General features: G+C 39.1%; 20 protein-coding genes. 18 read left to right on the forward strand and 2 right to left on the reverse strand.

The genetic code is table 11. From position 1 onward, the window contains the following. Positions 1–44: 44 nt before the first annotated feature. The 7 genes from BCY91_RS11020 to BCY91_RS11050 are packed head-to-tail and all read left to right on the forward strand — an operon-like array spanning position 45 to position 4,290. Positions 45–422 (forward strand): hypothetical protein, encoded by a 378-nt coding sequence (locus BCY91_RS11020; protein ID WP_120182006.1) that lies wholly within the window; start codon positions 45–47, stop codon positions 420–422. Positions 423–432: 10 nt separating this feature from the next. Continuing rightward, positions 433–666 carry a hypothetical protein gene (locus BCY91_RS11025; protein WP_120182007.1) on the forward strand — a complete coding sequence of 78 codons (234 nt, stop codon included), beginning with the start codon at positions 433–435 and terminating at the stop codon, positions 664–666. Positions 667–712: 46 nt separating this feature from the next. Then, positions 713–1,336 carry a prtrc system protein e gene (locus tag BCY91_RS11030; RefSeq protein ID WP_120182008.1) on the forward strand — a complete coding sequence of 208 codons (624 nt, stop codon included), beginning with the start codon at positions 713–715 and terminating at the stop codon, positions 1,334–1,336. Between the two features lie 30 nt (positions 1,337–1,366). Further along, the gene (locus BCY91_RS11035; protein WP_120182009.1) at positions 1,367–1,585 is read left to right on the forward strand and encodes a PRTRC system protein C; all 219 of its coding nucleotides are present in this window, start codon (positions 1,367–1,369) and stop codon (positions 1,583–1,585) included. Positions 1,586–1,602: 17 nt separating this feature from the next. Further along, entirely contained in the window at positions 1,603–2,760 is a 1,158-nt protein-coding gene (locus BCY91_RS11040; protein ID WP_120182011.1) for a hypothetical protein, read from the forward strand. Positions 2,761–2,770: 10 nt separating this feature from the next. Beyond that, positions 2,771–3,487 carry a PRTRC system protein B gene (locus BCY91_RS11045; protein WP_120182013.1) on the forward strand — a complete coding sequence of 239 codons (717 nt, stop codon included), beginning with the start codon at positions 2,771–2,773 and terminating at the stop codon, positions 3,485–3,487. Further along, entirely contained in the window at positions 3,484–4,290 is an 807-nt protein-coding gene (locus tag BCY91_RS11050) for a PRTRC system ThiF family protein (RefSeq protein ID WP_120182015.1), read from the forward strand. The genes BCY91_RS11045 and BCY91_RS11050 overlap by 4 nt, the downstream gene beginning before the upstream one ends. 501 nt (positions 4,291–4,791) lie before the next feature. Here the strand turns inward: BCY91_RS11050 and BCY91_RS11055 are convergent. Continuing rightward, on the reverse strand, positions 4,792–5,037 hold the full coding sequence (locus tag BCY91_RS11055) for a hypothetical protein (RefSeq protein ID WP_220699472.1): 246 nt from the start codon (positions 5,035–5,037) through the stop codon (positions 4,792–4,794). Further along, positions 4,991–6,457, reverse strand: coding sequence for a recombinase family protein (locus tag BCY91_RS11060; protein ID WP_120182017.1), 1,467 nt, complete (start codon positions 6,455–6,457; stop codon positions 4,991–4,993). The genes BCY91_RS11055 and BCY91_RS11060 overlap by 47 nt, the downstream gene beginning before the upstream one ends. A gap of 306 nt (positions 6,458–6,763) precedes the next feature. On the opposite strand from BCY91_RS11060, the gene BCY91_RS11065 reads away from it, so the two are divergent. From BCY91_RS11065 to BCY91_RS11115, 11 genes are all read left to right on the forward strand, one after another. Further along, positions 6,764–8,056 (forward strand): AAA family ATPase, encoded by a 1,293-nt coding sequence (locus BCY91_RS11065; protein WP_120182019.1) that lies wholly within the window; start codon positions 6,764–6,766, stop codon positions 8,054–8,056. Further along, entirely contained in the window at positions 8,041–8,730 is a 690-nt protein-coding gene (locus tag BCY91_RS11070) for an RloB family protein (RefSeq protein ID WP_120182020.1), read from the forward strand. Before BCY91_RS11065 ends, BCY91_RS11070 begins: the two co-directional genes overlap by 16 nt. Positions 8,731–8,735: 5 nt before the next feature. Continuing rightward, a complete protein-coding gene (locus BCY91_RS11075; protein ID WP_120182022.1) occupies positions 8,736–10,646 on the forward strand; it encodes a KAP family P-loop NTPase fold protein in 1,911 nt (636 codons plus the stop codon). Further along, entirely contained in the window at positions 10,646–11,395 is a 750-nt protein-coding gene (locus BCY91_RS11080; protein ID WP_120182024.1) for a hypothetical protein, read from the forward strand. The genes BCY91_RS11075 and BCY91_RS11080 overlap by 1 nt, the downstream gene beginning before the upstream one ends. Continuing rightward, positions 11,385–12,770: a Qat anti-phage system QueC-like protein QatC gene (gene qatC, locus BCY91_RS11085; protein WP_120182026.1), complete on the forward strand. Its 1,386-nt coding sequence runs from the start codon at positions 11,385–11,387 to the stop codon at positions 12,768–12,770. The genes BCY91_RS11080 and qatC overlap by 11 nt, the downstream gene beginning before the upstream one ends. Next, positions 12,767–13,498 (forward strand): Qat anti-phage system TatD family nuclease QatD, encoded by a 732-nt coding sequence (qatD, locus tag BCY91_RS11090; RefSeq protein ID WP_120182028.1) that lies wholly within the window; start codon positions 12,767–12,769, stop codon positions 13,496–13,498. The genes qatC and qatD overlap by 4 nt, the downstream gene beginning before the upstream one ends. A 174-nt stretch (positions 13,499–13,672) precedes the next feature. Continuing rightward, the gene (locus BCY91_RS11095) at positions 13,673–14,350 is read left to right on the forward strand and encodes a DUF6904 family protein (RefSeq protein WP_120182030.1); all 678 of its coding nucleotides are present in this window, start codon (positions 13,673–13,675) and stop codon (positions 14,348–14,350) included. 130 nt (positions 14,351–14,480) lie between these two features. After that, complete coding sequence (locus BCY91_RS11100) at positions 14,481–15,905, forward strand: DUF3375 domain-containing protein (protein WP_120182032.1); 1,425 nt, start codon at positions 14,481–14,483, stop codon at positions 15,903–15,905. A 5-nt stretch (positions 15,906–15,910) separates the two neighbouring features. Next, positions 15,911–16,480, forward strand: coding sequence for a DUF4194 domain-containing protein (locus tag BCY91_RS11105; protein ID WP_120182034.1), 570 nt, complete (start codon positions 15,911–15,913; stop codon positions 16,478–16,480). Between the two features lie 9 nt (positions 16,481–16,489). After that, positions 16,490–19,897, forward strand: a complete 3,408-nt coding sequence (locus tag BCY91_RS11110) for an ATP-binding protein (RefSeq protein WP_120182036.1) — start codon at positions 16,490–16,492, stop codon at positions 19,895–19,897. Continuing rightward, positions 19,894–21,057, forward strand: coding sequence for a Wadjet anti-phage system protein JetD domain-containing protein (locus BCY91_RS11115; RefSeq protein WP_120182037.1), 1,164 nt, complete (start codon positions 19,894–19,896; stop codon positions 21,055–21,057). Before BCY91_RS11110 ends, BCY91_RS11115 begins: the two co-directional genes overlap by 4 nt. Positions 21,058–21,418 lie beyond the last annotated feature (361 nt).

A 21,418-nucleotide genomic window follows, 5' to 3' on the forward strand; every position in this document is an offset into this window, starting at 1 on the left:
GCAATGTCTGCCTGTCCTTATTACTCACTTTAAACTCAGGTATTATGAAACCTTTAGAGAATTTGATAAACGTAGAGAAAGCGAGGTTACTGCACGAATTGTTTCCGCAGGAAATTCCCGCCCTGTTAGAATATGTCAACGGTATGTGCCTTACCATACTGGAGGATGAGCAGTTAACACGTAACCAATGGGAAAACGGTTTGCTAACCATAGAAGCATGGCTATCCTTTGTCGAAGAAGTCAAGAATAAGATAGACAAGTACGGAAAGCGACTGCACAAGCAGAGCAGACTATTTGCCGACCAGTTATTTGATGGTTATGTCGCTATATACATGGTGCATTGCATGACATTATACACAACTATACGGAAGCATCCTAATCATAAGTTTTCGTTAGCTATTGACTTACTTTTTAACCCATAAATGTAATGTTATGGAAGCATTAATGAAATTATTGCAGGCTATGCCTTTCCCAACTATCTTCTTTGTCGGATTGGCAATAAGGCTATTTGTCGGTATGCGACAATTCAACCGTAGGGGCTTAGGTGGGTTACAGCATTTTGATAACTATTTCGTGGGATTGATTACACTTTCCCTTGAATGGATATTGAAGTGGACAGCTTTTGCCCTGATACTGTGGGAACTGTGGGGATGGCTCTTTAAATGAAATGATACAGGACTGTATAGAATTATTTAATCAAAATTATTGAACAATGGAAACAACAAATTTTTTCAGCAATGTGGCCGCATTGAACATAACAGGCGACTTGCAACTGACTATACGCAAGGGAGCGGAAAATAATTGGATAGTATCGGTTATGCTCAATAATGAACAATGTGGTGATGATGCAAGGAAATTGATACCGCCACTTAATCTGCGAGGTACTACCGATGAACTGGATAGCGGTTTTTTTGAGCGAATTACAACGCCTATGCAGATTGCTTCAGGGTTAATGGTAGATATGGAAGGTTTTATGAAACAGGTGGAAGAAGCAAAGAAACAATCTGCGATGGAAAAAGATAAGGCAGATAGGGAACGCAAGGAAAAAGAAGCGAAGGAAAAGAAGTATAAAGAAACAATGCAAAAAGTTGATGAACTGGAAAAGGAAGGGAAATACAGGGACGCATGGATGAAAGTGCCTGACCCGACTGAATATCCCGAACAGGCTGAAATTATCCGCAAAAGGAAGTCAGCTTTATCGGCACAGTTTGCACCTGATTTATTCGGTGGTACTTCAACGGAAGTTGCGAATGAAGAACCACAAAGGGAAGATATAGATACGGAGGAGGAAACAGACCCCGAAGAAGTACCTGAACTATCCGAAGATGACAATTAGCTCAATTATTAATCTGTAAAACAAAAGGTCATGTTAATAGCAAAGCAATTAGACAGGGTTTTCCTGCTTACAGAAAACGGAACGGATTTAAGACTAACAGACCCCGAACCGTCATGGAGTGTTGAAGCGGTAATGAACTTCTATGCCAATACTTATCCTATACTCACTACCGCCAAAATATCGGCACCCCGCATTGAAGAAGATACCGTACAGTATCGTTTTGAAAGTGCAATGGGAACCAAGGGTTAATCTTAAAACATAAAGCAATGGAATATGCAGCACAATATTATATCGGGCATCATTCAAATGCCACAAAAGCAAAGACAAAGAAAGCTGTACAAACAGTTAAGCGAGTTCACAGCGTTGATGCAATGCACAAAGGATGCAAACGAAATAGGCAAAGACAAACGGAAGTCCGTTCCGGTGCAAATGTTGCCAATGCTTTTCTGAAAACGACTTTTCTGCCTAAACTGGAGATGATGAAATCTGTACAATCTCCTATAGAAGTGGAGAAAATAGAAACAGACTTTTATCATTCCCTTTGTGAAGTAACCAGGCATTATGATGGTTTCGAGCCTACGGATACGAGAACGTTCGGCTATCCTTACAATTTAGCCCTATCCGTTTGGGAAGTAGAAAGCCATTTAAAGCGAAACGTTAGGAACTGGAACAACTTGCGACTGGTGCAGGATAGTAAGGGAAAGACCTTTTTTATTACCAAGGAACAATATAGTACAGGGGCGACCCTGTACTATATCCCTGTCGTTCCCCTGTACAAGATGCTAAGGAATAAGGAAGCAAAAAATGCTGCCCGGTTACTGCTTTCCGTTTTCGCCTACCTGTACCATGTAGCGGATATACCTTATTACAGGCAGGAAGACGCTTACATCTATTGGCAGTATGAAATGATTACCGATTGGATAGAGCAGGATGATGAAGCCGAGTTAGATAGCCGTAAGGAAGAATTAAAGGTAGCGAAATGGTGCGGTGATAAAGTAGAGCAGAAAATCTTTAACCGCAAAAGCCTTGATGTGTTTGCGGAACGGCTAAAGTCATTCAGACCTAAGAACGATTTTGAACAGGAATGCCTGAAAGTAGCAAAAGGATTTTATACTCTTTATACTGACTATCCTGCAACAACTGTTTTCCAACATGCCATGTGCGCTGATGATGATGATGCAGAACAAGAAGACGAGGTAATTGCCATGAACAAGTATATCTCCTTTATAGCAGATGCTAACGGATGGCTTTATGAAACGATTGCTGAATGTGTCAATAATGAGTTTAATGAATGTGGCACAACTGAAGAACCTACGGTAGTGAAAACATTTAGCGGAGCTAATATTACTGATTGCAATCTTGATTTTGAGAACAGGTTATTTCCCCTGATAGGTGAGTTGTGTTACCTGTTGAATAATCATTAAATGAATTACTATGAAAGATGTAATGGAAAATATAGGCACACTTTATCATCCCAAAACAGCTTTGGTTTTTTACGAAGCTAAAGGAACGAATGCAGAGGTCTATGTAGAGTATTTCGATATGGATAGGAATGGCAATCCAATTAATGCACATCCTTTGACTGTTAAGGAAGCACAGTATTTATCAAAGGCATTGGACACCACAAAGGAAAGGAACAAGGCTTTTTTAAAACCTAAAAGCATTATTGCAGGAAATATTCTTTATACAGACCCATCTGAAAATGGCTTTGCGATGTGGTTTACAAAGGCAACAAGAAAAAATCTTTTCTTTATTGATGGGTTGGATATTCCCAATGGCGTAGCGAGTGTGCCCGCCCTGCTTTGGATAGCCAATAAGCAGAAGCTATATATCTACGCTCTGAAAAGTGACAGGAAGCCGACTGAAAGCACACCGCTTTATCATGCTCCCTTTTTTAATGTGTATGCGGACGGAAATGTATGTATGGGTTCGGTAGATGTAAATATTAGAAAGTCTGCTTCATTGGAAGAATTTACAGCCGCATGGGAAACCTATTTCTTTAACAGCTATTTCAGTCACCTGATGCAAAACCATAATCCCATACAAGGCAACTGTGTTAGCCTATGGAAGAAGCTACGCAAAACAGGTGAACCATTCCCAAAAGACGTATTGAAGAAAACTGACAGGACAATCAAAAATATACTAAGATGAAAACGGATAAAATAAAGGTACACTTTACAGACAATGACCTGGTCGCTCCCACTAACCCAATTGAAGTAAATCTTATTGGAGCTGGTGGAACAGGTTCAAAGGTGCTGACCGCATTGGTAGAAATGAATTATAGCCTGAATGAATTAGGCCATGCAGGATTATCTGTCAGGCTTTGGGATGATGATATAGTAACCGATGCCAATTTAGGCAGACAGCGGTTTGCCGAGTGCGAGGTAGGGCTATATAAATCGGTCGCCCTGATAAACCGTGCTAACAGATGGATGGGTACGAACTGGAAAGCCGAAACCATGAAATTTGGCAAAGACAGTTTAGGCAGGTTACCAGAACATACACAGGCAGCTATTTACATTTCCTGCGTGGACAGCGTGAAGGCAAGGTATGAGATTGCAGAAATCCTTAAAGAACTGGATAGTTACAGGGCATACCGCAACCGAGCCAAATATTGGATGGATTATGGAAACAGCCAATCTACAGGACAAGTGTTGCTATCCACTATCGGCAACATCAAGCAACCAAAGTCTGAAAAATATGAGACAGTCGCTAACCTACCCTTTATAACAGATGAATATGGTGAATTGCTTAAACAGTCCGAAGAAACGGACAATACCCCAAGCTGTTCACTGGCTGAAGCGTTGGAAAAGCAAGACCTGTACATTAATTCTTCCCTTGCGCAAATGGGTTGCTCTCTGCTATGGAGCCTTTTTCGTCAGGGAATGACCAAAAATAAAGGCTTCTTTCACAACCTTTACAACTTCACTACCCAACCGATAAAGGTTGCTTAAAGCCCTCCCAGGGCGGCGCATCGGCATTCCTTTCCCCGTTGGCGGAACGCCGCTGCGCTGAGAAGCGGTGCAGCCACTTGCCCAAATCGGAATCCCGGCCCACAATATTCCAATAATCCGCTTTGTACAACAGGCTGCGACATTATTACCACATTCCACAGAATAACTTAACACCTCCAAGTATCTGGAAGATAGCTGCTTCAAGTGTAACGAGCGTCCACCATGTAAGAAAGTTGTAGATATATTTCACTTAATCATAAAGTGATTTATATCTTTACGCCGTAATCTCGGTCAAGAGCTTTAAATCCGCTAAAAAGTGGTTCGAGTTTTGTACCACAGGGTCACTTAAGGAGACACCAAGTAATGGTTGTCTCCTTTTTTTATGCTAATAAAGATCTGTAACCCACACTGTTATAGTCAGGTAATTTATAGTTCGATTTTTATGTATGGAATCTTTAAGCTGACGTTTAGAATTCTTTAGAAAACTTGCCTAAAGAATCACTACAGCGTTTTTTTGTAAAGTTCGATTTCTCCTTGGGGTTTCAGCACTTTTTCTTCCTCGTCTTTTTTATAATTTTTTGCCATAAGATAAAGGAAGTCTACTATAACAGTTGCTTCGTTATCATCCACTTCAATGCCATTTTTTGCTAATATCGTAATTGCTTGCTTGAGGGAAACCTTTTTATATACAAAACTCATACTATTTTTTTGCTTGTCGTTTTGTTGATAATATTTTTGATAGCCCATTGTGCAGTTCTAAAGACATATCTCCTGTTTTGAAATTTACCTTCCGAGGAGGGATAAGATTGACTAGGTGTTTTCTATCTGTTGTGTCCAGGCTTGAGAACCTTTGAAAAATATTTACAAAAGACCTGCTGTACAACTGGCTTTGTTGGTCAATACTCCTCAATTTGCCATCGATATCGTTCAATTCCTTTTTCAGGCATTTGGTATCGGAATGGCATTCCCTTTTTAACGCGCTATAATCATCGGTTTTTAGTACATCTGCCACAAATAACTTTCGCGCCTGCGAAAGAATCGATTCCTGTTCAGATAATTTTGCTATAACCCGATTTCGATTCTGTAAATACACCGCTTTTTGTGTACCTGTGTTCCAGTCTTCTAAAATACTTTTGAATAAATCCATCGCTCCGCTTGAAAGCATCAATTGTTGGAGCTTACGTTCATAACACTCATTCAGAAAGAATGCATTGATTCGTGTTTTGCATTTTCCTTCGCAATGGTAGTATGGATATCTTTTTGTTGATCCTCGTGAAAAACTTCCGCATAACTTTCGGTCACAGAGAGGGCACACTAATATTCCTCTTAGAAAAAACGTTGCCTTCAGGTCGTCTCTTTTGGAAGTAACCTTTCTCTTTGTGTTGATTATGTTCTGAACTTCGTGAAATAGTGTTTCGGAGACTATTGGTTCATGTATTCCCTTTACCGTATAAGGTTCCCCTGACTCAGATTTGATCGGGACAAGTCCACAATAGGCAGGATTGCGTATAAGTCGAAAAAAGTAGGAACGGGAACATTTCAACCCTCTATCGTCTGCCCTCTTTCGAACTTCCTCAATCGTATGGATATTCTTTGCAAGTTGGAGAAAAGCCCATCTTATAATGCCAGCTTCAGGTTGCTTAAGAGCTATAATTTTTTTGCCATCAACTGTTGTTAGATTGATGAAGCCCAATGGGGCTTTGCTCGGATATCTACCCATCTGTTTCGCCCGACGCATGCCATTTGCCGTGTTCAAAGCTCTTCTGCTGTTTTCCGCTTCCGGTACCGAGAGGTAAACAGCAAGCATGACCGTACTTTCCGGAACTGAAAAATCTATGGGCTGGTCTATTGCCATTGCCGTCGTTCTGTACTTTCGAAGCATGCCTATCATCTCATAGGCATATTCAACATTTCGGCTAAATCTGTCCCATTTGATGAACAATATATTCTTGTCTTCCTTTGGTATACTTTTAATAACTAAAAATAGTTTTTTCCATTCGGGTCGGTTAAAATTCTTGGCGGAGAAGTCTTCACGGTAAATTCCCTTGACTTCTATATTATTGTACCTGCAATATTTTAATAACCGGTCCTCCTGTTCAGGCAAGGAGTATCCTTTCCTTTTCTGTTCATCTGTACTGACACGTACATATAAATAAGCTGTTTTCATTTGAGTAATGTATTTGTTTGAGTTTCAAGGTGAGCATTTCGTACATATTTTCAAGCATTTTCAATTATTTGTATCACAACTCTGAGCTAACCTATCTTCCTGATTAAGGCGGTAAGTCCTTTACAATTCGTTCATCCGTATGGATATTGGTGGTTAAAGAATAGCTGTTGGTTTGATCCCCCGAGACGAATACTGAATGATTCTGCACAAGCTATTTATTTGATAAAAATGAGAAAAAATCTCAAATTTTTATGTTCTTAAATATTTTTTTGTATTTTTGAGAAAATTTCACATAAAAACAGAAGTATGTTACTCGAATTTTCAGTTGGCAATTATCTTTCCTTCAAAACAAAAACGACCCTTAGTCTGGCCGCAACCTCGATTAAGGAGCATGTTGACACAAATATTTTTTCCACCGAGCGGTTGGATCTGTTGAAGGGTGCAGTGATTTATGGTGCAAATGCAAGCGGTAAAAGCAATTTCATCAAGGCTATGTCAACAATGAGACGTTTGGTTTTGCAGTCTTTCGAGCAATCATCTGCCGATGAATTAGATATTGTTCCGTTCCTGCTAAATACTGATACGGAGCAATCAGCTTCCTTTTTCGAGACTGTTTTTATCATTGATAATATCCGCTATAGATATGGGTTTGAAGTTGATGATAAGCAAGTACATGCTGAATGGTTGTTTGAGGCTCCTAAAAATGCGGAAAAACCTCTATTCGTCCGTGAAGACGAAGGCATTGAAGTTATGAAAAGCTTTCCGGAGGGAAAAGATCTAGAAGAGCGTACAAGAGATAATGCCCTGTTTCTGACAGTTGCTGATCAATTCAATGGCAAGATCGCCAAGAAAATCATGCAATGGTTTAATAACTTTATCACCATATCAGGCTTGAGCCATGAAGGCTATAAAGGCGTAACTTTTGGTATGCTGGAAAATAAACACACCAGTTCCACACTGCTTAATTTCTATAAAAAATTAGACTTAGGTTTCGATGATATCAATATAAGCAAGAAGCCGTTCGACCCCAAAGAACTTCCAAACGATATGGCTGAGGGTTTATTTAAGCAATTGGTTACGGATTTGGAAGGGGCTTTTAGAATTGATATTAAAACAATTCACAAAAAATACAGTGCCAAAGGCAAGCTTGTTGGTAATGTAGAATTTGATATGCGAAGCCAGGAATCTTCCGGTACCAATAAGCTCTTCAACATTTCCGGCTCTGTTTTCGATGTATTAAATGATGGTGGCGTGTTGGTTGTAGATGAGTTAGACGCAAGCCTTCATCCATTATTGACACTTGCGGTTACTAAACTTTTCAACTCCAGGGAATTTAATCAGAATAACGCACAGCTAATTTTTGCCACACACGACACGAACCTATTGTATTACGGCAACTACCGGAGAGATCAGATTTATTTCGTTGAGAAAGATACCTACGGATCATCTAATATGTATTCATTAGTAGAGTATAAAGAAGAAGGAAAGACAATCCGTAAAGACCGTTCATTCGAAAAAGATTACATCGAGGGACGTTATGGTGCTATTCCGTTTATTGGAAACTTATCAAATGTTGTAACGGAATGGCAAGAAAAATAAAAATCCCAAATGAACACTTAAAGCGGTTTGCGAGAGAAGAACAAAAGCGCAAAAAGGACATACGAAACAAACGGAAATATTATCTGATCGTATGCGAAGGAGAAGCCACTGAACCCAATTACTTTGAAGGGTTAAAGCAGGATTTGCCAAAAGGAGTATTGACCGCCTATCAAATAGACATTGCGGGAACCGGTCGTAATACTCAATCTTTGATAGATGAGGCCTTCCGTTTGCAAACAGTATATGAAAAAAGCACTACGCAAAAGATAGACAGACTGTGGGTGGTTTGTGATAAGGATAATTTTTCAGCCCAGGATTTCAACGGTGCTATTCAACGTTGCCATACTTCAGATGTGGGTTGTGCCTGGAGCAATGAAGCTTTTGAACTATGGTATCTTCTACATTTTCAATATTACGAAAATGCAATGTCCCGGAGGGTTTATAAAGACATGATCGAAAATCATCTTAAACCTCTTTTAGATGAGGATTTTCGATACGAAAAGAATAGTGAGCAGATGTACGCTTTGCTAAAAGAACACGGCAATTTACAAGATGCGATCCGGAATGCTAATAGATTAGCGGGACGATTTGAAGGCAGGCAGGATTATGCAAATCATAACCCTTGTACGATGGTATGGATGCTGGTGGAGGAATTATTAAAACTTAAACAATAAAAATTATGTGGGCGGATAATGAAACATCAGAAGACCTGCTTGGATTTAAAGTTCACGCAGACTTATTAATAAATGTAATCAATGACGACACTGTATTACCGGTAACGATCGGGGTATTCGGTGATTGGGGAAGTGGAAAATCAAGTATCCTTCAAATTATAAAAAGTGAATTTGATAAAGAAGAAAACAAGGATACTTTATGCATCTATTTTAATGGCTGGACATTTGAGGGATATGACGATGCAAAGGCTGCGCTCTTAAATGCTATTTTAAAAGATCTGGAGGACAACAAAAAATTATCTGAGGAGGTAAAGCAGACTGTCAAAGAAAAGGCTAAGAAACTGTGGAAGTCAATTGATTGGATGCGAGGTGCGGGTATGGTAATGAAAAACATAGCACTCCCGGCTGTATCAGCTTACTTTACCGGTGGATTGAGTTTAATTCCATTTGCTGCACAAAAATTATCAGAATGGGAAATCGACAGCCCTGAAAAATTAATTGCAAAACTTCAATCTGAAGAAGGTGCAGGCGTATTTAAAGCTCTTACAAAAGAACAACAGGAAAGAGAAGATAAGACTAACGCAGTCGCAGATTTCAGAAAAGACTTTGATGATTTATTGACAGCTACAAAGTTCAAGAAACTTGTTGTTATTATAGACGACCTTGATAGATGTACCCCTGACAGGATTATTGACAATTTAGAAGCAGTGAAGCTGTTTTTAAATGTTTCAAAAACAGCTTTCGTCGTAGGTGCAGATCCCAGAATTGTAAAGCACGCTATTGAATACAGATATAAGCAAAAAGGTAAAATAGTCGATACCGACGATGCTGATATTGTAAAAGACTATTTGGAGAAATTAATTCAAATCCCCTATAACCTTCCTAAATTATCAGACTCCGAAGTTGAAACCTATATTTCGTTATTAATTTGCAAAAGGGAATTACCTCAAGAGAATTTCAAGAAAATTCATGAGTTTTTTACCACATTTAGACAACGGGATCGGTATTCTGTATGTGGATTTGCAGCGATGAAAGATTCGATTGATGAAGCCCACAGGGATAAGATACTTCAGAGCTTAGTATCTATACCCGCGCTTGTTCCAATAATAACCCAAACACTTTCTGGCAATCCCAGACAAATTAAGAGATTTCTTAACACCCTGACTTTAAGGCAAAGGCTGGCTACAGTAGCAAACATACACGGTTTCAACACGGCTATATTGGCGAAACTCATGGTACTTGAATATTCAAATACCGAAATTACCCTTTTCAAACAGCTATACGATTGGCAGGTAGACCAAAAAGGCATCCCAAAAGAAATCAAACAACTTGAGACAATAGTTAAAGAAAATCCAGATCCGCTTAAAGCAAAACAAGAAATCGAAAAAGTCGATGAACTCAAAAAGTGGAGTAGCGCTCGCATTGTCAATTGGCTAAAAGTAGAACCCATTCTTTCCGACATTGATCTAAGCGATTACTTCTGGTTATCCAGGGATAGAATAGCATCAACTATTCCTGGAGCATCCCTCATCCCAACTGTAGTAAAAAATCTTTATCAAAAGATGGATTCGGAATCAATGACCGATGCCGTGACAAAAAAAATTATTTCTTCCGAGGTACTAATTCTTAGTGAATTTGAAAGGAATAGCTTTCTCGAGTTTTCATCCCAAATGCTTATACGACACCCGAAGAAGAAGAGATCTTATGACATCTTTCACTTGATGATTGATTCTAAAGTGGAAAACGCAGAAATAACCTATGCGAATGCCCTTGACTTCATATCTGCTAATGATATTCCTCCTGCGATAGGTGTCGCGTTGAAACGGTATGAGGGAATAAATGTAATTAAGAACTATATCGAGAATAAACTAAACAAGGTTGAATCAACGGCAAAAAAGGCCTATAAGACAAAATAATGGGGACATCAAAATCATATTCAGCTTCGATTAAAGGGCAACCTCAATGGGGCAATCTAAGCGGCGCAGTAACCAGTAGTTGCGGAGGTGGTACGGTAACCTCGAGCAATTTAGGAAATATACTTTCAAGATATGTTTCCGTAATCGGAGGATCTGGAAGCGCAGGACGAGGAAGGTCAAAGATTGCAGGAAGAGCAGGTATAAGGACAGCCAAAAATCTTGGAGCCTTCCTCGGATCATTTAGTAGCTCGGGGGGCGATGTAAGGGAAGCATTAGAGCAAATCGGATTGCCAGGACTTGGTGGACTTCCGTTAAATGAGGTGATTGATAGACTCATTGAGCATTGTACAGGCCCAGCATCCACTTTGGACGATGTTGCGGCTAAGGCTGCTTCGCAAAAAATATTGGAAGAATTGGTTTCTGACGCTGAAACAATAGAGGAATGGCAACAACAGTTGACTGAAGTGCTAGATAAGGAGACATTAGAAGAGGTTATTGAACGATATTTTGGATATTATATATTCGAACATCTTTCAGTAATGTTCTACGAGAAACTGATAGTTGACAAAGGGAAATCAGATTGTGAAAACCTGTTTAAGCAGATAAAGGATTATATTTTCGAAAAAGTCAAGAATATGAATCGAACTAACCCGCTTAATAATATTAATTGGGCAAGTGATGAGGCCGACCGGTTGATCAAAAATATTCAGGAAGATGTTTTAAAAGTATTTGAAGGTTATGAAGGTTAATGTAATAATTAGTAATCCGCCAAAAACAGGTCGTTTTGCAACGGTTAAGCTGTCATTTGAAGACGCATCTGGAAATACCAGGTCGGTAGACTTACATATATCCTTTCAATCCATGAAGGATTTTTCAAATGATACCACTTCAATAAGTTTTGATTTTTTTCTGGTTTCCTCATTAATTTATGGGATTGACAATCTATTGGAGAGATACCAATATTCAATAGATGGATGGGCAAGAGATATAGAAGTAGCCCTTCCTGTTAATAACCTACAGATTTGGAATGATAATAAAGATCTGTTCAATCAGCTACTGAATTTTCTTACTGGTGATTATTGGACTGTTACTTTTGAAAAAGTTGGCAATATTGATTTTTACACCGATAAAGCAAAAAGGTGGAAATCCAAGATCCCAAGATATAATTTAGATGATTATACTTTTGCTTCCCTTTTCTCAGGTGGACTTGATTCATTGGTCGGAGTTATAGATGGTTTGAACAGTTTAGACGACAATAAAAAAGGATTGTTGTTATCTCATTTTGATTCTTCTTCTCCTGGTGCAAATAGTGATCAACAAAATATAATCAACTTTTTTGCCGGCAATGCTGAACTAAAAAATAAATATGATTGGATACAGTGTGTTGTTGCTCTTGACAATCATGATAATAACGACAATGAAATTATTAAAGAAGCAAGCTTTAGAAGCCGTTCTTTGTTATTCATTGGCATCTCTCTATTTTGTGTAGAAAGACTACCCAATTGTAATGTACTTACGGTTCCTGAAAATGGGACAATTTCTATTAATTATCCCCTAACCCCATCCCGCAGCAGTACGCTTAGCACACGCACAACCCATCCGCACTACATCAGCCAACTCCAAACACTATTAAATAAACTTGGTTTAACCACTAACCTAAAAAATCCCTATAAATCCTTAACTAAGGGACAGCTTGTGCAAAGCTGCAACAACGAAGACCAGCTTAAGAAAACATATAGCCTATCTGTGTCTTGTGGAAAGCGGGGAAGAAAGATGCATTGGGATACAAAAGCTGGAACTCATCACTGCGGTATATGTATGCCGTGCATTTATCGCAGAGCTGCATTGCACACTCTTAATTTAGACAATCAATTATATGGAATAGATATCTTTTCAACTCCAAATCAAATATTTGATAAGTACGATTTTCCAGCGCTGTTCGATTTTCTGAACAGCAACTTGACATCGGAACAGATTAGGCGGACATTATTAGTGTCCGGTGCAATTCCCTTAAATGAAATGGATGATTCTGTTCGGGTAGTTGAACAAGTTCGAGAAGAAATAAAACAATGGATTGGAGACAAAGGAAATAATAGTTTAAAAAAATTGGCTGGTATTCAATGATAGACACACATTGCCATATTGATTTGTATCAACAACCTGAAAAAATTCTTTCAGAATGTGAAAAGGCTGGAGCAACTATAATAACTATGACCAATTTGCCTAGTCATTTTGAAATGGGTTTTCCACATGTTTTACCTTTTAAGAGAATTAGGATGGCCTTGGGCATGCATCCTCTGTATGCGGAACAACACATTAGGGAGTTCCCTACTTTTTTAAAAAATTTACATAAAACCTCCTATATCGGTGAAATTGGATTGGACTTTTCGAGAAAGGGCTTTTCAACAAAAGAAACCCAGATTGTAACGTTTAGCAAAATATTGGCGGAAATCAACAATCAGCCGAAAATATTAAGTGTCCATTCAAGAAGAGCGGAAAAAGAAGTATTAGACATGTTGATTAAAAACAGAATACAGTATGCAATTTTTCATTGGTATTCAGGGCCATTAAATCTAATAGATAAAATCACAGAAGCAGGCTATTTTTTATCTGTTAATCCGGCAATGATAAAGTCTGAATCTGGCAAAAAAATCATTCAAAGAATTCCAAAAGACAAATTGTTGACTGAAACTGATGGACCATTCGTTGAAATTGACCATCGTCCGATAAAGCCGGGCGAGGTGATGGGTGTGTATAGATATCTTTCCAATGTTTGGGAAATACCATTAATTGAGGTCGAAAAGCTGATTTCGAACAATCTTAAACAGATAATTTTAATCATCAATAAATAAATGTGAACTCTGTACATCATAACTACGAATGTATTTTTTACGGCTGGCTATATGAAAAGTTGAGGACTTATTATACACTTCAACAAAAAAGGGCTTAAATGGCTTGCGAATAGCTTCTGTGATACTATTAACGGTTTTCGATATATGGACAATTTAAACAGATACTAATTCACAATGATATACATAATTCCGACAAAAAGAGGCCTGGGGGTAGAAATTTGGGGTACCTATGACGACTTGAATAACTTTTACGATGTTATCGGAAAGTTCTGGAACGATGAGAACAAAACAAATAAAAAAGGCTTCGATAACAGAGATACCCTGATCAGTGGCTTTTCGTACGAAATACGAAAGGCAAAAGACGGAAGCCGGTTAAAAAGAGGCCGTGGGCATTTCTCTTTCGAGGAACAAGAATACTTTGGTACTCAGATATCCTGGGTTCATTTCTTGTTTTCATTAACTGCGTTAAAATTCAACATGCGGTATGCTGAAACCAACAAGTTCGATATTTCACAAATTCTGCTGATAGAATTTTGGCTTGAAAAAGCAATGAACAGCTATGATGAAGTCGGTGCAAGAGCCTTGATTGGATTCCAAGAGGATGGACTTTATGGAGGGAATAACCACATCTACCAATGTATGAGAAGTGTAAACCTTGATTTTTTTCTTTTGGGAGGTGGTAAAAAGGCTTTTCGAAAGCTTCCCGATCTTTTAAAACGGGGTGTTTATTATACTGAAGAATACAAAGAGTATGAAAAGTTTTTGGAAACAGAAGCTAAAAAACTAAACTGCAAAATTTCAGACCTTGAATTAAGTGACGATGATTTTGATTATGAAAACTTAAAATGGTAAACGTTATAAAGCTACAGTAGTACTGGTTTCCGTCTGCAATAACCGACACATTTCGTCCCTCTTTGCAAATCAAAACTTTCCTGGCTATTTTGATAGGTTGTGGAGTGTCTAAACAAATATTACTTAATAAATGAACTACGAAAAAGCCTTATCCTTTTATAAAAACGACAAGACCCTTCAGCTACTTCGGGCAGAGCACTTCCCGCTATTAGTTGCTTTCTTTCATTTAGCATTCAAGCAGCAAGACAGGATTTCGTATTTGCAGAGTGAATTGCAAAGCCTTTTGGGAGACTACATATATGCACTCCAGCAGCAGGGTATCAATGATTACGGAAAATCAGCCGTGGATTATTTGCAAAAATGGGCCGAACAAGGGTATCTGCGGAGGTATTATGAAAGAGCGGACGAACCCGTTTATGAACTCTCCCCTGCTACAGAGAACGCCTTAAAATGGCTGGAAGATCTAAATAAACAACAGTTTATAGGTACCCATAGTCGCCTCATACAATTCTTCCATTTACTGCAACAGATTGTCAATACAACCTCCGGTCCTTACGAACGTATCCAGCAATTGCAGGAAGAACGCAATAAAATTGATCAGGAAATCGAACAGATCAGACAGGGGAATTTTTCCAAGCCATCCAGCACCCAGGTCAAAGAAAATTACTTCCTGGCAGAAGAAACAGCCAGAAGGTTGTTATCCGATTTTCGACAGGTGGAAGAAAACTTCAGAGAGCTGGATACACAAACCCGGCAGACGATCATCAAGAGCAGTCTGGCAAAGGCAGACCTCTTGGACAATGTATTTCAACAACAGGATTATCTCTGGAATACCGACCAGGGAAAAAGCTTTAAAGCTTTCTGGGAGTTTTTGATGAGTGAGCAGATGCAGGAAGAACTCGAACAGTTACTTGAAAAGATCAACAGCATACCTGCAATCGTGGAAATCAAAAATGAACAGACGGTGAACAGAATTAAAACAAATCTCGTGGACGCAGGTGATAAAGTAAATCGCAGCAATGATGGTTTAATAGAACAGCTCAGGAAGTTTGTGGAGCAAAAGAACCTCTCGGAAAGCAGGCATATCCTTCAAAGCATCGAACAGATAGAAAGCCTTTTGTTGGAGCATAAAGAAACTATAGACCAACAGGAAGTTTGGATGGAAACCAATGGACTTTTTAAACCCTCGCTCACGATGGATCGTCCGCTTTTTAATCCTCCGGTAAAAGTTGCCTTTGAAAATACAGCTATCGAAGACGGTCTGGCCGAAGCAGATACAGACATCCTGTTTGAACAATTTTATGTGGATATAGATCTGCTGAGAAACAACGTGAGATCCTTATTAAGACACAGATCCCAGATCGCACTTTCCGAGTTGTTAAACCATTACAAACCTACCAAAGGCGTTGCCGAAATATTAGGCTATATGCAGATAGCTACAAATGAGGGCAAACACATAGTGAACCGGGATCAACTCGAATATCTGACCATTGAGAACACGAGCAGCGGGAAAAAGTATCGTATGGAGACACCAGTCATCATTTTTAGCCGATAAACAATATGGAACATAAATATTCTCTAAGTCTCATTGCCCTGCTAAAAGGAATTGTGTACAATCACCAAAAAGAAGTATGGGACAACTTACTGCACTACGAATCCGATATCAAAAAATATTTCGTCCCGATCGGTCTTGAATTGTTTTTGGATAAAAGTGAAGGTTATGCTTTTCTACGACAAAAAGAATGGGAAGAAGATGAGTTGCAACTGCCAAAGCTGGCAGAAAAACGGCAGCTCAATTTTATGACTTCGCTAGTATGTATTGTGTTAAGAAAATATTTGCTTGAACATGACGCTCAGGGAGGGTCCGTACGCTCTATCATCAGCGAACAGGAAATCATCAACCGGACAAAGGTGTTTTTACCAAACGCAAGTGATGAAGCCAAACAGCAGGAAAAGATAACAACCACCATAAACCGGGTACTTGAAATAGGTTTTTTGAGAAAGCTGGAAGATCTGGAAAAAAACTACGAGATACACCGCATTATCAAGGGTTTTGTAAATGCCGATGTAATAGACGATACATTGAAGAGGTTCCAGAGCTATGCGGCAGAAAAACAGACAACAGAATAAACATTAGGTATGGAAGAAATTTTAAATATCTTACCGGAAGAGATTAATCTGTCTGGTTTTCGGCTTCAATATTTGGAAGTACTCAACTGGGGTACCTTCAACAAAGTGCGCTGGCAAATACAACCCAACGGGCATAACGCTTTGCTGACAGGCGATATCGGTTCCGGTAAATCTACCCTGGTGGATGCCCTGACCTGTCTTTTGGTACCGCATAACAAGATTGTTTTTAATAAAGCTGCCGGAGCCGAAGGAAAAGAGCGCAACCTATTGAGCTATGTGAAAGGCGAGTATAAAAAGGAAAAAGAAGAGATCACCAAGGTAGCCAAGAAAGTGTATCTACGGTCGGATGAAAATACCTATACGGTAGTGATCGGGAATTTTCACAATGAGGGTTATAATGAAGATATCTGCCTTGCTCAGTTCTTTTGGATAGGGAAAGAAGGAAAAGTAGAGAAATTGCTCATTATAGGAACAGTCCCCTTAACTATTAAAGATCACTTTGGAAATTTTACAGATATTAATGATCTGAGGAAAAAACTCCGTAATACGGAGGGTGTACAACTGTTCAACGAGAACTTCTCGCAGTATAGCGAATATTTTCGAAGGCTTTTTGGCATGAACAGCGATAAGGCCATTGACCTGTTTTATCAAACCGTTTCGATGAAATCTGTGAGCAGTCTTACTGATTTTGTCCGCGAACAAATGCTGGAGAAGACCGATGTCAAAGAACAGATCATAGCGTTGCTGAAACGGTTTGATGATCTTAACAAAGCCCATGCCGCTGTGGTTCATACCAGGGAGCAATACCTGATATTGAAACCATTAACCGAAGCTTGTATCGAGTACGGAAAAGTTACCCGCGAGATAGAGGATATTGAAGCCATGCTGGAAGTGATGCCAGTATGGTTCGCTGAAAAGAAATGGGGGCTGTTGGAGCAGGCTATTGAAGATGCCAGCAATGAATTGGAAAAGGTCATGCAGCAGCAGCAACGTATGGTAGAGGAGCTGGACGACCTAGAAGGCAGAAGGCAAACGATTATACAGGATATTGCCAGCAACGGTGGAAAAAGAATAGAGCAAATTGCCGGAGAGATCAAAAGGCATGAACAGGATAAGGAAACCAAGCAGAAAGAATTTGACGATTATGAACGTCTTGCGCTGCAAGCAGGACTTAAAGGCGTACAGGAGGAAAGTGAATTTGAGGAAAATATTAAAAAGGCAAAGGAACTTGACGAACAATGTGGACAGCTTGAAGAACAGCTTCGTGAACAGCGAGACAATCAGGTAACGGAGTTGCGCAAGCAGGAAACAGAATACCGCCAGGAAGAAAAAGAACTTCAATCCTTAAAAGAACGAAAAACACAGATACCGGCCTGGCTTGTCGGCTTTCGTTCGCAATTATGTGATGATTTGCGCATTGATGAAGAAGAGCTGCCTTTCGCAGGAGAACTCTTGAAAGTGAATAAAGATGAAACTGCATGGGAAGGTGCGATAGAAAAACTATTGCACGATATTGGCATCAGTCTCCTGGTGCCTAAAAATCATTATAGGAGCGTTAGCACTTACGTAAATAACAACCCGTTAAAAAGTGCTGATGGACGGGGTATCAAACTCACTTACCTGGAAGCGGATTTGTATAACAACAACAGCCGCATAATTAAGGAACTGGATCAGGATAGTATCGCATATAAAATGGACATCAAGCCTGAAACACCTTTTTACGATTGGCTGGAAGCCTATATACAACGGAGCTTTGGAGACTATATCTGTACCGATGTAAATGGCTTGCAACATGTCTCTTTTGGTATTACCCAACAAGGTTTGATAAAAAGCGGCCGTATAAGACATACAAAGGATGACCGCAAACGTATCGATGACAGGCGTAACTATGTATTGGGATGGAGCAACACGGAAAAAATAAAAGCACTGGAAACTTCTGTTGATAAACTAGAGAAAAAGATAAATGAGCTAAGATCGCAACTTAACAATATTGAAGGGCAAGAGAAGAAAAACAAAGAGCAAAAGCAACTCCTAGGTTTGTTACTTTATGTCAGAGACTTTTCCCGTATCAACTGGCAGTATCACGTTGGGAAAATCTATGAACTGGAGCAGGAACGCAATGAATTGCTTCATAACAACGATGTTCTTGCTCAATTACAACGCAATAAGAGCGATGTCGATCAGCAGATCAGTGAAACCAAAACAAAAGAAAAACAATTAACAGAAAAAATCGGTGGTTTAAAAACGACCATTAACAGCTATGAGGATCAGCAACAAAGTGCCTATCAGCAAAAGGAACAATTAGCCATCCACCTAAAAGAAAAATGGTACCCGTTGATTGAACAAAAACTCACTGAAATAAAAATCACCCTAAGAGGTATCGATAACAGGCAGGAAGAATTCCGTAAACAATTTCAGGGCGAAAATGGCGAATTACGAAAACTCCGGGGAAGACAAATGGGCTATCGTTCCTCCATTGAGAAAAAGATGCGGGAAATTAAGGAACATTCCAGGGCTGAATACAGTGAGATTGCGGAAAGTATCGAAGCCCGGGCAGAGTATATTAGAAAGTTTGAACAGTTGGTTTCCGAAGATTTAAAGCGTCATGAAGAACGTTTCAAGGAAGAACTGAACAAGAATGTGATAAACAGTATTGCGGTATTCGACAGTCAGCTACAGAAACATGAAACGGATATCAAACAAAAAATACGTACCATTAATCAACATCTTTCCGAAATAGTGTACAATGCTTCGCAGAATACCTATATAACCATTCTCATGGACGCTACCGCCAATAAGGAAATACGTCTTTTCAGAGAAGAGCTAAAAAAGTGTTACATCCATTCGTTCAGCAGTAATAATGATTTATATACGGAGGAAAAGTACGAACAGGTTAAACGCATTTTGGATCGCTTCGCAAGTATGGAAAATATAGACCGCGACTGGACTTCTACCGTTACCGATGTGCGCCAGTGGTTTGAATTTAATGCCAGCGAACGTTTTCGCCTGGACGACAGCGAAAAGGAATTCTACGAGGGTTCCGGCGGAAAGAGCGGTGGTCAGAAAGAAAAACTGGCCTATACCATTCTTGCAAGTGCCTTAGCCTATCAGTTCGGACTACAATTCGGGGAGAGTAAAAGCCGAAGCTTTCGCTTTGTGGTGATTGATGAGGCTTTCGGTAGAGGTAGCGATGAAAGTACGCGCTATGGGCTTGAACTGTTTAAAAAACTTAATCTGCAGCTGCTTATTGTTACCCCCTTACAAAAAATACATGTGATCGAAAGTCATGTCAATTCTTTTCATTTTGTCAGCAACCGGGAAGGTAACAACTCACAGGTCAGTAATTTTACAAAAGAAGAATATAAAACTGAACGGGATAGGCATAACGGTGTCTTTCAAAATGTATCAGACCTATGATTAGTCCAGCCGAAATAAAAAATCAAGCTTTAAAGTGGTGGAAGCCTTTGTTACAGAGCTATATTCGGGAAGTACTATTTTTTCCAAAAAGTATAAACCGTATTGGAAAAGTCAAATCAAGTCATGTCACGGCAAGATTTGAATCGCTGCAACAGGAAATCGAAGCGCTATACCGTCATTCTAAAAATCAGACCGGATCAGGTTATGTCGTACAGACTGCCGGTAGAAATTTCAGGCGCACAGGTACCCATGAACTGCCAGATGCCATTGTCTTTGAAACCATAGAGGACTATATAACTTTTACAGGTTACAATAAGGAATGGAATGTTTTTCTGACAAATTACAATATTATTAAAAACAGCATTCCTTCATTGCATGATTGGGCTTTGCAGAATTGTTTATGGCTAACGAATAAGAATATCAATTGGAATGATGTACTTAAAGTTTGCCAGTATTTTATAAAAACTCCAAGGCCTCAGCTTTATCTACGACAGCTGCCTATAGAAATACATACCAAATTCATTGAGGAAAATAATGCATTAATCCAATCTTTGCTTGATTATCTTATTCCCGACCAGATACGATCAGTAGGTCAAAAGCGTTTTGCAGAACGCTATTTTTTGAAATATGACGAGCCGCTTATCAGAATACGCATGCTGGACATAGATCTGACCTGTTTTGGTAATTTCTCTGATATTAGTATCCCACTTTCTGATTTTGAAAAACTGGATATACCAGCAAGGAACATATTGATTACAGAGAATAAGATGAACTTTCTCACATTACCGGCCATGCCTTCTACAGTTGCTGTTTGGAGCGGCGGCGGATTTAATGTCAGTTACCTCAAAAATGTTCACTGGCTGACGGAGAAGCGCATTTTATATTGGGGAGATATTGATGAACATGGTTTTCAAATTCTCCACCAGCTTAGAAGTTATTATCTAAGTACACAAAGCATCATGATGGACTGTAAAACTTTTGAGTATTTTTCGAAGTTTGCAGTAACAGGATCACGCAACAAATCTGAACGGCTTTCGTTACTAAACAATGAAGAACACAACCTTTTTGAAAAATTAAAACAAATAGATAATAACAGGTTGGAGCAGGAAAAAATTTCTCAGAGGTATGTCGAAGAATATTTAAAAAGCCTTCTACCATAAAAGCTTTCAGCAGAAATAAGAAATATGGAAGAACTTGCATTAAGTAATAGTACAATGCATCGTTTAATAGAATTAACACGATAACATTTAATAGAATTACAACAAATTCCCGAACGCATTATTAAATGATCGTAAATTTTTAATAAAGTCGCTAGCTCGATGTTTTAGATGTTTACAATTCACTTAGTAGTCTTAAGTCCGCTAAAAAGTGGTTCGAGTTTTGTACCACAGGGTTCACGGAGTAACCTCCAAACAAGCACAAAGCCACTTGAAAAAGTGGCTTTTTTGCTTTCCAAGGCACATTTCTCAAAAATTTCAGTACAAACAAATCCAAAGGAAACCAACCAAATCGGTTACCTAT

Origin of the sequence: Pelobium manganitolerans, assembly GCF_003609575.1 — a bacterium.
Lineage (GTDB): Bacteria > Bacteroidota > Bacteroidia > Sphingobacteriales > Sphingobacteriaceae > Pseudopedobacter > Pseudopedobacter manganitolerans.

Coding starts and splice junctions, on each gene's coding strand:
- BCY91_RS11050 (WP_120182015.1), top strand. CDS start 3,484: ATGAAAACGGATAAAATAAAGGTACACTTTACAGACAATGACCTGGTC.
- BCY91_RS11055 (WP_220699472.1), bottom strand. CDS start 5,037: ATGGGCTATCAAAAATATTATCAACAAAACGACAAGCAAAAAAATAGT.
- BCY91_RS11065 (WP_120182019.1), top strand. CDS start 6,764: ATGTTACTCGAATTTTCAGTTGGCAATTATCTTTCCTTCAAAACAAAA.
- BCY91_RS11070 (WP_120182020.1), top strand. CDS start 8,041: ATGGCAAGAAAAATAAAAATCCCAAATGAACACTTAAAGCGGTTTGCG.
- BCY91_RS11095 (WP_120182030.1), top strand. CDS start 13,673: ATGATATACATAATTCCGACAAAAAGAGGCCTGGGGGTAGAAATTTGG.
- BCY91_RS11110 (WP_120182036.1), top strand. CDS start 16,490: ATGGAAGAAATTTTAAATATCTTACCGGAAGAGATTAATCTGTCTGGT.
- BCY91_RS11030 (WP_120182008.1), top strand. CDS start 713: ATGGAAACAACAAATTTTTTCAGCAATGTGGCCGCATTGAACATAACA.
- BCY91_RS11035 (WP_120182009.1), top strand. CDS start 1,367: ATGTTAATAGCAAAGCAATTAGACAGGGTTTTCCTGCTTACAGAAAAC.
- qatC (WP_120182026.1), top strand. CDS start 11,385: ATGAAGGTTAATGTAATAATTAGTAATCCGCCAAAAACAGGTCGTTTT.
- BCY91_RS11040 (WP_120182011.1), top strand. CDS start 1,603: ATGGAATATGCAGCACAATATTATATCGGGCATCATTCAAATGCCACA.
- BCY91_RS11025 (WP_120182007.1), top strand. CDS start 433: ATGGAAGCATTAATGAAATTATTGCAGGCTATGCCTTTCCCAACTATC.
- BCY91_RS11075 (WP_120182022.1), top strand. CDS start 8,736: ATGTGGGCGGATAATGAAACATCAGAAGACCTGCTTGGATTTAAAGTT.
- BCY91_RS11080 (WP_120182024.1), top strand. CDS start 10,646: ATGGGGACATCAAAATCATATTCAGCTTCGATTAAAGGGCAACCTCAA.
- BCY91_RS11045 (WP_120182013.1), top strand. CDS start 2,771: ATGAAAGATGTAATGGAAAATATAGGCACACTTTATCATCCCAAAACA.
- BCY91_RS11020 (WP_120182006.1), top strand. CDS start 45: ATGAAACCTTTAGAGAATTTGATAAACGTAGAGAAAGCGAGGTTACTG.
- BCY91_RS11105 (WP_120182034.1), top strand. CDS start 15,911: ATGGAACATAAATATTCTCTAAGTCTCATTGCCCTGCTAAAAGGAATT.
- qatD (WP_120182028.1), top strand. CDS start 12,767: ATGATAGACACACATTGCCATATTGATTTGTATCAACAACCTGAAAAA.
- BCY91_RS11115 (WP_120182037.1), top strand. CDS start 19,894: ATGATTAGTCCAGCCGAAATAAAAAATCAAGCTTTAAAGTGGTGGAAG.
- BCY91_RS11100 (WP_120182032.1), top strand. CDS start 14,481: ATGAACTACGAAAAAGCCTTATCCTTTTATAAAAACGACAAGACCCTT.
- BCY91_RS11060 (WP_120182017.1), bottom strand. CDS start 6,457: ATGAAAACAGCTTATTTATATGTACGTGTCAGTACAGATGAACAGAAA.